10 protein-coding genes are annotated in these 12,750 nt (G+C 41.9%); 5 read left to right on the top strand and 5 right to left on the bottom strand.

The window, feature by feature from the left end:
• Positions 1–127: 127 nt before the first annotated feature.
• A complete protein-coding gene (gene hisC / locus ACTQ9S_RS00230; RefSeq protein WP_068035659.1) occupies positions 128–1,252 on the bottom strand; it encodes a histidinol-phosphate transaminase in 1,125 nt (374 codons plus the stop codon).
• Between the two features lie 191 nt (positions 1,253–1,443).
• Positions 1,444–2,625: a prephenate dehydratase gene (gene pheA / locus ACTQ9S_RS00225; protein ID WP_350656298.1), complete on the bottom strand. Its 1,182-nt coding sequence runs from the start codon at positions 2,623–2,625 to the stop codon at positions 1,444–1,446.
• A 492-nt stretch (positions 2,626–3,117) separates the two neighbouring features.
• Here pheA and ACTQ9S_RS00220 point away from each other — a divergent pair, with 492 nt between their 5' ends.
• Positions 3,118–4,056 carry a transaldolase gene (locus ACTQ9S_RS00220; protein ID WP_350656297.1) on the top strand — a complete coding sequence of 313 codons (939 nt, stop codon included), beginning with the start codon at positions 3,118–3,120 and terminating at the stop codon, positions 4,054–4,056.
• A 133-nt stretch (positions 4,057–4,189) separates the two neighbouring features.
• On the opposite strand, the gene ACTQ9S_RS00215 is transcribed toward ACTQ9S_RS00220, so the two are convergent.
• Positions 4,190–4,759, bottom strand: coding sequence for an adenine phosphoribosyltransferase (locus ACTQ9S_RS00215; RefSeq protein WP_440453166.1), 570 nt, complete (start codon positions 4,757–4,759; stop codon positions 4,190–4,192).
• Between the two features lie 284 nt (positions 4,760–5,043).
• Between ACTQ9S_RS00215 and ACTQ9S_RS00210 the strand changes: the two genes are divergently transcribed.
• Positions 5,044–5,208, top strand: a complete 165-nt coding sequence (locus tag ACTQ9S_RS00210) for a rubredoxin (protein ID WP_058368698.1) — start codon at positions 5,044–5,046, stop codon at positions 5,206–5,208.
• Positions 5,209–5,236: 28 nt separating this feature from the next.
• On the top strand, positions 5,237–6,376 hold the full coding sequence (locus ACTQ9S_RS00205; RefSeq protein ID WP_440453164.1) for an alpha/beta fold hydrolase: 1,140 nt from the start codon (positions 5,237–5,239) through the stop codon (positions 6,374–6,376).
• A gap of 155 nt (positions 6,377–6,531) precedes the next feature.
• On the opposite strand, the gene ACTQ9S_RS00200 is transcribed toward ACTQ9S_RS00205, so the two are convergent.
• Positions 6,532–7,722 carry a WG repeat-containing protein gene (locus ACTQ9S_RS00200; RefSeq protein WP_440453163.1) on the bottom strand — a complete coding sequence of 397 codons (1,191 nt, stop codon included), beginning with the start codon at positions 7,720–7,722 and terminating at the stop codon, positions 6,532–6,534.
• A 506-nt stretch (positions 7,723–8,228) separates the two neighbouring features.
• Here ACTQ9S_RS00200 and ACTQ9S_RS00195 point away from each other — a divergent pair.
• Positions 8,229–9,161: a DMT family transporter gene (locus tag ACTQ9S_RS00195; RefSeq protein ID WP_068035649.1), complete on the top strand. Its 933-nt coding sequence runs from the start codon at positions 8,229–8,231 to the stop codon at positions 9,159–9,161.
• 63 nt (positions 9,162–9,224) lie between these two features.
• Here the strand turns inward: ACTQ9S_RS00195 and ACTQ9S_RS00190 are convergent, their stop codons facing one another.
• A complete protein-coding gene (locus ACTQ9S_RS00190) occupies positions 9,225–10,544 on the bottom strand; it encodes a solute carrier family 23 protein (protein ID WP_203226530.1) in 1,320 nt (439 codons plus the stop codon).
• A 704-nt stretch (positions 10,545–11,248) separates the two neighbouring features.
• Here ACTQ9S_RS00190 and ACTQ9S_RS00185 point away from each other — a divergent pair.
• Complete coding sequence (locus ACTQ9S_RS00185) at positions 11,249–12,685, top strand: L-serine ammonia-lyase (protein WP_275477976.1); 1,437 nt, start codon at positions 11,249–11,251, stop codon at positions 12,683–12,685.
• The last annotated feature ends 65 nt before the right edge of the window (positions 12,686–12,750 follow it).

Below are 12,750 nucleotides of genomic sequence, written 5' to 3'. Positions count from 1 at the left end.
GCGTTATAAAAATTGAATGACAGAAATAATATTTTTAATTAATAATTAGAGTGAATTGAACATTTAATTATGAAACTATAAAGACTATTTATTAAATTTCAAAACGCACTACGTAAACTGTATTTACCTAGTCATTGGTTAAGATGGAGCGTAAAGTATCAATGAGGCGTAGATTGTCTTCTGCGATGCCTACAGTAATACGTAACCAGTCATTGAGACCATAACCAGCAAGTGGGCGTACGATGACACCTTGTTCAAGTAATGCTTGATAGATATCAGCGGCATCCTCAATCTCAATCATAATAAAGTTGGCATGCGATTTAATAAATGCCAGTCCCAACGCGTCAAATTGCTTTTCTAACCAAAGCATTTGCTCTTGATTGGTTTTAATCGTCTCTTCAATAAAACCTTGATCGCAAAGAGCCGTTACAGCAGCCGCTAAGCCAACGCGGCTGACATTAAACGGTTGACGGATACGATTGAGCAAATTAGCCACGGCGGCTGAGCTGAGTGCGTAACCAACGCGCAAACCTGCTAACCCATAAGCTTTAGAAAAAGTACGCACAATAACCACATTGTCAAACTCATCTAACAGCGCACGGTTATTGCTTTCAGGGCTATATTCGATATAGGCCTCATCCAATACTACCAACACCGAACTTGGGACGCTTGCAACAAACTTATGCAGTTCTCTATGCTGAAGCAGAGTGCCTGTTGGGTTATTGGGATTGGCGATAAAAACCATCTTGGTATTAGGATTATCTTCTACTGCTTGACGCATGGCATCCAAATCATGGCCAAAGCGATGCGCAGGTACTTCTATACCTGTCGCCCCTTGCATTTTTGTCACCATCGGATAGATGATAAATCCATACTGACTATACACTACCGCATCATCAGCACTGACAAAGCTGCGTGCCAAAATATCAAGCAAGTCATTAGAGCCGTTGCCTAAAGTAATACACTCTATATTTACATCAGTGAAGTCAGAAAGCGCTTGCTTTAAATAATGACCATTTCCGTCTGGATAACGTGCCAGCTTTCCTAGCTGTTCGGTAATAGCTAGCGTAACTTGTGGCGAGCATCCTATTGGGTTTTCATTGCTCGCCAGCTTTACCACATCAGAAACGCCATATTCGCGAGTCAACTCTTCAACTGGCTTACCAGTTTGATACGGTGCCAGCTCTAAGATACTGTCATAGGCCGGAGTCAAGGGTGATAATTCTAACACTGTCGATTTAGTAGACTGCATGATCTGTCCTTAGATGTTGTGACCCATCTATTACGTATTAATACCAATGATGAACTAATAACAAAAAGTGGTTTACCTAACCTAGCTTATATAGTTTCTTCAATTTAAAAGAGTTACAAGGCGACCAATTGCAAATGTACATGTAATATTTCAAGCGAGTTTAACGCTGTAACTCTTTTATAGTGGATAAACTATAGCACTGCTTTCGGATATGAGCCTAGTACACGCACATCCTTCACCAACGGACGGATATCAGCAATAGCAGCGCTAACATTTGGATCTTGGATATGACCATCCATATCAATAAAGAAGACATAGGCCCATTTGTTAGGACGTTCAGGGCGGGTCTCGATACTGGTCATTGATACACCATGATAAGACAACGGCTTAAGTATTTCGATCAATGCACCAGCTTTATCATAAGCTGAGACCACAATAGAGGTTTTATCTTGTCCTGATGGGGCAATTGCCTCATGACCAATAATTAAGAAGCGTGTGGTATTGCTAGGGTTGTCTTCAATATTTGAGTAAAGCTTATGTAAATCATACTCGGCAGCGGCCACATCACCCGCGATGGCAGCTGAATGCCATTCGTTTTTGAGACGACGAGCAGCTTCGCCATTGCTCGATACTGCAACGCGTTCAACATTAGGGAAATTTACATCGAGCCAATGTCGGCATTGCGCTAGCGACTGCTGATGCGAGTAAATACGACTTAGGCTCTCAACTTTGGTGTGTTCAGCCACTAAGAAGTTTTGATGAATGGGTAGCTCAACTTCACCAATTATCTTTAACGTTGAAGACAAAAAACCATCTAAGGTATGGTTGACCACACCTTCTGAGGAGTTTTCAACGGGTACCACGCCATACATAGCGGTACCCGCTTCGACTTCACGGAACACATCAGTAATAGTCGTCATCGGCACCGTATCAGCAGCTTTACCAAAATGCTTTAAGGCAGCAGCGTGAGTAAAAGTACCGACAGGACCTAAAAAAGCAATACGCTGCGGCGCTTCTAAATCTAAGCAAACTGACATAATCTCGCGGAACAAACGTGCCATCTTTTCGTCAGCGATTGGGCCAGTATTACGCTCCATGACGGCTTTTAATACTTGTGCTTCACGTTCAGGACGATAAAAGATAGGGTTGCGATCAGCGGCAACACCACTCTTTGCCACATGCTCCTTTTTAACGGTTGCCACTTGCTGAGCCAGCTTGGCACGATCGTTAATCAGTGTATGAATTTCAGAGTCTACTGCGTCGATACTTTGGCGCAGATGGTTTAAAAACTCTTGGTCGGTCGAGGTATCGCTGACGCCTGCGGCAGTTGGGTTTAGATTGTCCATATTTTGATCTGATGACTGCTCACTCATTACCGCCCATCCTTTTTATAACTGTTATGTATCACTAAGATCTTAAATGCTAACGAATTTAGCATTTCACTAATATATTTGAGGTATCTCTTCCCTATCTTTTTCTCTACCTTTTATCTAACCTTGTCGCTATATATGATTAACGATAATTTATTTACAGCTCAGTTTTTATAATTCGGTTTGTATAATTTAGCTTTTATAGCTTACCTTTTACAAGTTAACTATGGGTAAATTTGATAGGTAATCAGACGACCGCCTCTACTATAGCAAAAACCATGCAAAGTGCCCATGCGTAAATGAGCTAAATGGCGCAAAATTCTTATAATGAGCAACCCCGTCTGTAGTTTTCGAGCACATCTGTTCAATACAATAGTCTAAAACTTACTAACAGGCGAAATTACGCAGCAAACTATGCTACAGTTTCATACTAGATATTGGCCGTATCGCTATTATGAGAATAGCCACCGTTAACCGTTTCCATAAGGATGTATGATGAGCGCATTAAAACAACTTAGTACCATGACCACTATTGTCGCAGATACAGGCGACCTTACCGCCATTGCGCGACTAAAACCGATTGATGCGACCACCAATCCAAGCCTCATAACTAAAGCACTTATTAATCCTGACAACCAAGCGATGCTCTCAGAGACAATGAGTCGGCATAATGATAACGTAGATGCAGTCATTGACGCACTTACCATTAAAATTGGTTGTGATATTTTAGAATTGATTGAAGGTCGCGTATCTACAGAAGTCGATGCGCGTTTATCTTATGACACGCAAGCGACCATTGATAAAGCGTTAGAGTTTATAGAAGCTTACCAAAAAGCAGGCGTCGATTCTGAGCGTGTATTGATTAAAATGGCTGCCACATGGCAAGGGATTGAGGCGGCGCGTTATCTTGAAACACAAGGTATTCATTGCAACTTGACTTTGTTATTTGGGCAACACCAAGCCGTCGCTTGTGCTGATGCAGGCGTGACGCTAATTTCACCGTTTGTTGGGCGCATTTTAGATTGGCAAAAACGCCAGCAAAGTCGCCAAAATGTACCTGTCTCTGATGATATGGGCGTACAGTCAGTGAAGCTCATTTATCAATATTTTAAACAGCACGGCTATGATACTCAAGTTATGGGTGCAAGCTTTCGCTCGGTTGAGCAGATAATCGCGCTAGCAGGTTGTGATTTATTAACTATTGCACCAAACCTTATTGATGAGCTCGCCGCAATGGACGTCACTGTTACTCGCCAGCTATCGCCTAGCATGTCAATGGATTTGGATGCGATGAAAAAGGTAAGCCTAACCCATGAAGAGTTTAGTAATGCTTATCAACAAGATAAAGTCACACAGAACTTACTGCCAAAAGGCATTGATGGTTTTATCGGTGCACGTGATGAGTTAGCTCAAACCCTAACGGCAATGCGCTAAAGTTAGTTATTAAGTAAAAAATAGCACCATAATTTAATACTGTTTGAATTAAAAATCTAGCTTGTTGTATCATTTAAAAAAAGCGCCCTGACAATTAAGTTGGAGCGCTTTTTGCGTATTTTAAGAGCTATATTTAAGCCCTTAAAACTGTATAAACAGGCACTGGAAACTCGCCATGCAAATTAACTAAATCGAGTAATACTAAAGCCCCTACTACCGTATGCTCAGCTGACTTACACAATTCATAAGCGGTCGTTAACGTACCACCAGTTGCCAAGATATCATCAACTAATAGTACGCGCTCAGGTGGCAAGTTATTTTGCATCTCTAGGGTATCTTTACCATACTCTAGCGCATATGCTTTATTTGCAACTGGTGGTGGTAGTTTACCTGGCTTGCGTAGCAATATCATGCCTTTACCCAAGCGACCAGCAAGCAAGCTTGCAAATACAAAACCGCGTGCCTCGACAGCACCTAAACAATCCACCTCGTCCATCAGTCCTTCAGGCAACGCTGCTAGCAACGCATCAATGACCTCATTGATATGACTGCGCAGTAACGGTGTAATATCATAAAAATCAATGCCAACTTTTGGGAAGTCAGGTACAGTACGTATAATTTGCCAAAATGGATGGTCAGTATTAAGCACATTAAACTGCTCAGATTGGATGTTAGCTGGTGTAGTGGCGGCGATAGCGCTCATAATAACCCTTCATTTAAAATGATATAACGGCAATAAATAATGCGTGAAATTCAGCAGTTAGCGGCGGCTATAATAGCATAGTCAGGCTTATTCTGACGGTTAAACTCGATAGAGGACAGTCAATTAAATGCAATAAAAAACAATCTATAACTTGATAAATGCTTACTTATCTCAATATACAAGTGTAAACTTAACTACGTAAAGTGTCGTTATATGATAGACTACGTGCGTTTTTGCGGGCTGCTAACAAGCTATAAAATTAGTAACAATTGATAGGATTATGTATGAAACGTTATGAATGTATTGTGTGTGGCTGGATCTATGATGAGGAGCTTGGCTGCCCTGAAGAAGGTATTGCGCCTGGTACCAAATGGGACGATATTCCTGATGACTGGACATGCCCTGAATGCGGCGTTGGTAAGTTGGATTTTGAGATGATGGAAGTCTAGGTTCACGGAACTCTAACTAGGATATCTCATGACGAATTCAAATTACTCTAATGACCCAAAACATCCCAGCCAGCATGAGCCTACAGGCACACAAGCTATAGGCGAATCTGAGGTGACAGGTTTGCCCGAGATTTCTGGCAACCTTTTAGCACCTGTTGATATAGCATCTAGTAACGTAACTAGTAATGCAACATCTAGCTATCCTACACCTGTTTGGGAAAAACTTGGCAAGCATAATTGGCGAGTATCAGATCTAAGTGATCATCTTTATCAAGCAATGCTAGATATCGGTGATGGCATCAACCTATGCGTCGAAGCTGGCGGTAATCCTGAGAATCCGCCGCTACTTATGATTATGGGCCTTGGCTCACAGATGGTGTTTTGGCCGGACGATTTTATTAAACGTCTGATCGATGCTGGGTTTTTTGTGATTCGTTTTGATAATCGCGATATTGGTCTGTCTTCTAAAGTTCAGATTGAAGGTCTACCGCGTGTTAGCCAACTTAAAATGATGCTGCGTCTGCAAACTGGCCTGTCCAATAAGAGCCAACAGGTTGCCTATAATTTGACCGATATGGCCGAGGATACCGCACGTCTGATTAAAGCCTTGAATCTCGGTAGCACGCATTTACTTGGCGCCTCAATGGGTGGCATGATTGCACAGATTGTTGCAGCGCGTTATCCAAGTTTGGTGCAGGGTTTGGCACTGATGTTTACGACAACCAACCGCGCCTTCTTAAAACCTCCTAAGCCTAAGCAGTTATATACCTTGATCAATCGTCCTGAGAGTCACTCAGAACGTGATATCGTGCGTCATAGCGTTTGGTTTATGAAGACGGTAGGAACGCCAGGACATGTTAATGTGCGCACGGTACGTGAAATTGCCAAGATTCGCTATCAGCGTAATTTCCATCCGTTGGGCACTGTGCAACAACTGAATGCTATCTTGGCATCAGGCTCTATTAGCCGCTTTAGTAAGCAAGTTAAAGCTCCGACTATTGTTATTCATGGTAGCGCCGATGGCTTACTGCCCGCTTCGCAAGGTCGCGTAGTGGCCAAGACTATTCCAAATGCTAAGTTTCATTTAATCGAAGGCATGGCACATGATATTCCAGCGTACTATCAACCCTATCTCGTTGATTTGATTCGTAACCATTTACTAGGATAAACAGCCTTCATAGGCCTGTTTTTAGCAGAACAGATAAATAAAAAAAGAGGTTAAGATGCATAAACTAATTATGCATCTTAACCTCTTTCTTGCTTTGTAAGATTAGAGAGTATTAAATACTCTCTAACATCAGCTAATATTTGATTGATACAGATTTATCCACAGCTAACGTTAGTGCCTTCTTTATCAATACAAATCTTACTGCCATCTTTAAGATTACCTACCCAAGCTTTATTGTCTTCAAATATAAATGCAGACTCGATTTCAATATTACTTGTACCTTTAACATTACTTTCGCTTTCACTAAGATTTAGATTTTCATTATTAGTTTCGGTCTTAATACTACTTTCATTTTTATTACTATCAACGCTATCCGTAATTAAACCATCATTATCAAATCTAAATGGGATAACCAACTCACCGCCTAAATTCACAAAGCCCCATTTATTATTTACACGCACGCCAGCTAAACCTTCAGAAAACGGGCGTACTTCGTCAAATGAATAAGTAATCATAGTGACATTCTTATCATCAACAAACCCCCAGCGTCCATCTTGCTGATCCGGTTGCAAGGTTGTAAAAGGCGTAGATCTTGGTGACTTTATTTGAGCAGCAGACATTGGATCATTATTCGACGCTGCATTATTTGGTGATGCGTTATTTGAAGCAGACATAGCCTCATTATTTTCATTTTTCGCATTAGGGTCACTAGTAGTTTTGCCGTTTTTGTCCAGCCAGCTCGTTGACTGGTTTCTACGTATGCGTGCTACCCCGCCTCGATAATCATCAATGTCAGTGATCGTAGATGTAAATGGTACAATCGTCTGATTGCCTGTACCGATCACGCCATAGTCGCCATTCCTTTTTACAACGATACGTCCTTCAGATACTGGACGCGCCCAGCCGCCATTACCCTTGAACATATCATAAATAGTAGGAATGACCTCACGACCTTGCATATTAATGTAACCGACACGGCCGTGGCGTAGTACAGGCAATAGACCGCTTGACAACTTATCAGCATCAACCTTTTGATAGCGTGATAGATCAACGACCCTTTTGCCTTTATTATCGATTAATGCAACCGGTGCTCCAAAATCTGTTACCGCCAAGAAATAACCACTAGCAGCTGTACAAGCAACGTTTTTATAGTAGCTTTTGGGTGTTTTACAACTGGCTGCTTCGGCTGTCGGCATAACAAATATCGTACTTAACAATACACCAGCCATCAAGTATAGTCGTGGCGCTTGTAATAGTGATAAAGTAGATACTAATAGCGGCAGAGACTGGCGTTTTGATAATATTTGCCCTGCTATTGGCCATTTCTGTATAGATCTTTGAGACATATTCAAACCTAAGCTGAAAGTATTAATGCCGATGACAATTAATATCAAAGGCGAGTAATGACAATAAAACGTGCAAAAAATAGAAGTGCGAAAGACAATAGGATAATAAGCGATTAATAGTTGTGATTACAAGCTATTACATTAGCAAATGGGACAGTTTTAACCAACACTAGTCCTGTAAGGATGTAACTGCGATATAGATACACTGTCAAAATTCTGTCATGTATTAAGGCGTGCTGAACATTCACAGCTAAGCATTGTCGTTATTTTTAATCAGTGCTTATGGTATTTATCTCACTGCCTAAACCGTTTACAATTGTACATCCTAAAACCGCTTTTTAGTCCGCTGTTAAATATATACCTAGTTCATAACACCACTATAAGCTCAATGTTTTAATCTTGTTCTTTTAATCTGTAAATTTAGAATTCTTCGCTACAGTCACGATAGCCTGAGCGTTACTTTTATTTGCCTATCTGAACCCATAATCGCGGTATAAGGACAACTTATGGCTGTTGCCTCTTCACGTTCTGCATCCATCGGCTTAACGATTGGTTGTATTATTTTTGGCTTAGGAAGCCTAATCGTAGCCCATGTCGATATTGGCGGTTGGGCAATGGCGTTTTGGCGTCTTGCTATTTCAGGTGTCATATTTGCGGTATTGGCTAAATTGACTGGTCAGCGGATGCCACGTTCAAGGCGTGCAATCTTTTACGGCTTATTATCGGGAGTATTTTTAGGATTAGACTTAGCGCTTTGGCATGAGAGTATTTATGCTGTTGGCCCCGGTATTTCAACCTTACTTAATAGTTTGCAGATTTTCTTTTTAGCTGCAATTGGTTTTTTATACTTTAGCGAGCGCCAGTCAATCTTGCAATTGCTGAGTCTGTGCCTAGCGATGCTGGGAGTGGCAATGATTGGTAGCCCTGAGTTTGCCCACAATAGTGACGCTACTTGGGGCTTTATTGCTGGGATTGTATCAGGTGCCATGCTAGCGGCGTCCATGACCTTTATTCGTAAGACTCACGACACAGAACCAACGCCCATATTTGTATTAATGCAATTGATTAGCATTGGTGGAGTGTTCGCTATGATAGTGCCAATGTTTGTTTTTGATATGGGCAATATAATGCCTAACACGTGGTCAGAGCTTGGTTGGGTGTTGGTCTACGGCGCGGTGATGCAATGCGTGGCATGGGGACTGATTGCCTACTCTATTCCTAAACTGTCATTAGCACTGACCGGGTTGCTGCTATTAACTGAACCGGTTGCCGCTTTGATTATTGATTATAGCTGGCTGGACAAACCTATTAACACTTTACAATGGAGCGGCGCGCTACTGACTATGTTCGCCATTTACTTAGGTTCAGTCAAACCTAAGCCACGCGCGCTGCGTCGTTATCGTTTTTTCTCAAGATTTTATAAACGTAAATATAAGTAAAGGCTGCTAGGTAATCTAAAGACACCTAAGTGTAAGAATAGCTAAGTAATAATGAGCTACGTCTTAATCTTTTTGGCTGTTAAACAATGCATTAAGCACGATAGCCGTCAAAGTTGCCGTACCAATACCACCCAAATCAAAACCACCTAGGTGCAGGCTAAAGTTACCTGTACCCATAATCACAGTGACCGCAGCAATAATTAGATTGCTGTTTTTGCTAAAATCAATATGACTGTCTATCCAAATTTTCACGCCAGCAATAGCAATCAAGCCAAACACTACGATAGAAGCGCCGCCCAATAATGCTGGAGGAATAGTCTGAATAATAGCGCCAAACTTTGGTGATAGTCCTAGTAAAATAGCGACTAGACCCGCTATGACAAAAATAGTCGTACTATAAACCTTGGTTACTGCCATTACGCCGATGTTTTCAGCATAAGTCGTTACACCAGTACCGCCAAAGCCTGCTGAGAATGTCGTTGCCACGCCATCAGCAAAAAACGCGCGACCCATATAAGGAGTAACGCGTGATTTGGTCATTCCCTCTACTGCTTTAAAGTGTCCAAGGTTTTCAGCGACAAGAATAAATGCTACAGGTGCAATCAAGATAATAGCGCTCATCTCAAAGCGCGGTGCATGAATACTTGGCAAACCAAACCATGAAGCAGCAGCCACACTAGTAAAATCAATCGCCGTGCCAAAACCTAGCACGTTCGTCATCACAAAATAGGCGATATACGATAATACCAAACCAACCAATAATAACAAACGTCTCAGCATCCCGCGTGTGAATACTGCCACGCTACTGATTAGTAGCACAGTCAGTGCCGCCATCCATGCATCGAACTGATTAGCCGATACGCCTTGGATAGTAACTGGTGCTAGATTAAGACCGATAATCATTACAATCGCGCCAGTGACGATAGGTGGCATCAGGCGCTCAATCCAGCCCGTACCAGTCTTCATCACCAATAAACCTATTAGCGCATAGATAATACCACAGGCCATAATGCCGCCCAAAGCGACATCTAAATTGCTATTGAAGCCTACGCCTGCATAAGCAGTGACAGCAATTACTGGACCAATAAAAGCAAAGCTTGAGCCTAGGTAACTAGGCATGCGCCCACCGGTAATCATAAAGAACATCACCGTACAGATACCTGACATCAAAATAGCTAGGTTGGGATCAAAACCCATTAATAGCGGCGCAAGGACGGTCGCGCCAAACATAGCAAAGGTATGTTGAATACCAAGCAAGATACTCTTAGAAGGTGGTAGATACTCGTTAATACCGACAGGATTGTGGTCAAGATCGCCACGGTAAGGTTGCCATGTAGGGAACCAACGCCCATTATCAAAGTCTGGATTATCTGTTAGTTTCATAGTAGGGGGAGTTATACCAGCTGCTTCTAGCGCCGTTAAAGGATTCTGTTCTTGAGAGCTACGGTCTGTTTCAGAATGCTTTGATTGAGAGGAGTGCTTTGATTTAGAGGGGTCTTCTGAGGGGGTTGCCATGCGCGCGTGTCCTATGTGGCCGAGAATAATAGCTAAAAAGGATGAATAAAGAATTAATGACGCAAGCACCATCCTATCCAGTATATCGCACCATACTACCCAATTCATCTAGCGATAATTATTCAGCTCAACTCTCATCATCAAAATAATTGATAAAGGGAATTTGTTTATACAAATTTGTCATATTTTGCTAGATGTCTGAGTCCAGATATGTTCTACTAAATCTACCGCATCGGTTGCTCGCCTCTTGATATTTATGATAGCTGCAACCATTTACAGGATGTTACATAAGCGTCGATGCCGAGCATCATAACGGAATTTAATAATAAACAAAAGCTATTATTCTCCCGTCATCCGTACTACTGCGTTTAAAAATTTTCATAGACGATGCTCCAAACTTATTAAGCAGTACCCTACATCTATTGTTGCCTGTCATATCTATTATGCTAGCACTATGAATTAGGCTGCAAATGCGTTTATGTTATAAAGCTGTTTAGAATGCAATGTTTTTAAAAGGTTAGGTTTTTAAAATGAAAAACCATGCTCACTCACTTTTACTGTTTTGGTAACTTATTATGATTAGTGTATTTGATTTATTTAAAATTGGTATTGGCCCTTCAAGCTCACATACCGTAGGTCCTATGATAGCAGCTAACTTGTTTTTGGCTTCTTTGAGTAAGCAATCTGAGTTGACTGATATCAAGAGATTAGAGATTGAACTATATGGTTCACTCGCTGCGACAGGTAAAGGTCATGCTACCGATACAGCTATTCTCTTAGGCTTACTTGGACACACCCCAAGTACTATTGATACGCGATTGACCAGCCAATATCTTACGCCGATTTTTTCAGATAAAGAGCTGAATGTTGCAGGTTCGCACGTCATTGCCTTTGACACAGAGCGTGATATCTACTGGTACGATGATACTGTCCTACCCTACCATCCTAATGCGCTAACAATTCGTGCCATATTGGCAGACGATACTCATTACCAGCAAACTTATTACTCAGTCGGCGGTGGCTTCGTTATTAATGACGATGATGCTCATAATCCAGATGAGGATCATGGTACACCAACGATTGATATAGTCCCTTACCCTTTTAATACGGCAGCAGAGCTTCTTGAGCAATGTCGTCAACATGACTTAAGTGTTAGTGAGCTAGTATTAGCAAACGAATGCCATTATCGTGATAAAGAAGAAATTTTTGCCTATCTAGATTCTATCTGGGAAGTGATGCAAGAATGCGTTAAGCAAGGTTGTCAAAACAGCGGTATATTACCAGGCGGCTTAGATGTTAAACGCCGTGCTCAAGCGCTGCACTTACAGCTGTGTGCAGAAAAAGATCAGCCGAGTACAAAAAACGATAAGCTTGCAGCAATGGATTGGGTTGATTTATATGCCCTAGCAGTTAATGAAGAAAACGCCAATGGCGGTAATGTCGTAACGGCTCCAACCAACGGCGCTGCTGGCATCATTCCTGCCGTCATGTGCTATTATCGCGACTTTTTGGCGAGCTACAGTCAAGAAGGTGCTCGCAAATTTCTATTAAACTCTACCGCAATTGGTAGTTTAATCAAACAAAACGCTTCAATATCTGGTGCTGAAGTTGGCTGTCAAGGCGAAGTTGGCTCTGCTTGTGCAATGGCCGCTTCTGCATTGGCAGAGATTATGGGCGGTGACCCTGCCAAATGTCTTAATGCCGCTGAGATTGGGATTGAGCATAATTTAGGTCTTACTTGCGACCCTGTCGGCGGTCTAGTGCAAGTACCTTGTATCGAGCGCAATGCGATGGGCGCAGTAAAAGCTATTAATGCTGCTCGTCTTGCCTGCCGTGGTAACGGTCAGCACTTTGTCTCACTAGATAAAGCTATCGAAACGATGAAACAAACTGGTGCTGATATGTCGGATAAATACAAAGAAACAGCGCGTGGCGGTCTAGCTGTTTATGCCGACAATCGTATACCTACTGCGACTCACGGCGTCAGTGTTAACTATAGCCAGTGTTAAAATAAAATTTTAGCATCGAAGCTTATAATCGAAGCTCGATAAACGCCAAAAAAAAAGCCTCTAAC

The organism is Psychrobacter sp. ASPA161_9 (assembly GCF_051970275.1).
Lineage (GTDB): Bacteria > Pseudomonadota > Gammaproteobacteria > Pseudomonadales > Moraxellaceae > Psychrobacter.
This window is presented reverse-complemented; position numbering and strand designations above follow the sequence as displayed.

Excerpts from the sequence above, each read along its gene's own strand:
- pheA (WP_350656298.1), bottom strand. The coding sequence starts at position 2,625 with ATGAGTGAGCAGTCATCAGATCAAAATATGGACAATCTAAACCCAACT.
- ACTQ9S_RS00210 (WP_058368698.1), top strand. The coding sequence starts at position 5,044 with ATGAAACGTTATGAATGTATTGTGTGTGGCTGGATCTATGATGAGGAG.
- ACTQ9S_RS00200 (WP_440453163.1), bottom strand. The coding sequence starts at position 7,722 with ATGTCTCAAAGATCTATACAGAAATGGCCAATAGCAGGGCAAATATTA.
- ACTQ9S_RS00220 (WP_350656297.1), top strand. The coding sequence starts at position 3,118 with ATGAGCGCATTAAAACAACTTAGTACCATGACCACTATTGTCGCAGAT.
- hisC (WP_068035659.1), bottom strand. The coding sequence starts at position 1,252 with ATGCAGTCTACTAAATCGACAGTGTTAGAATTATCACCCTTGACTCCG.
- ACTQ9S_RS00215 (WP_440453166.1), bottom strand. The coding sequence starts at position 4,759 with ATGAGCGCTATCGCCGCCACTACACCAGCTAACATCCAATCTGAGCAG.
- ACTQ9S_RS00205 (WP_440453164.1), top strand. The coding sequence starts at position 5,237 with ATGACGAATTCAAATTACTCTAATGACCCAAAACATCCCAGCCAGCAT.
- ACTQ9S_RS00190 (WP_203226530.1), bottom strand. The coding sequence starts at position 10,544 with ATGAAACTAACAGATAATCCAGACTTTGATAATGGGCGTTGGTTCCCT.
- ACTQ9S_RS00195 (WP_068035649.1), top strand. The coding sequence starts at position 8,229 with ATGGCTGTTGCCTCTTCACGTTCTGCATCCATCGGCTTAACGATTGGT.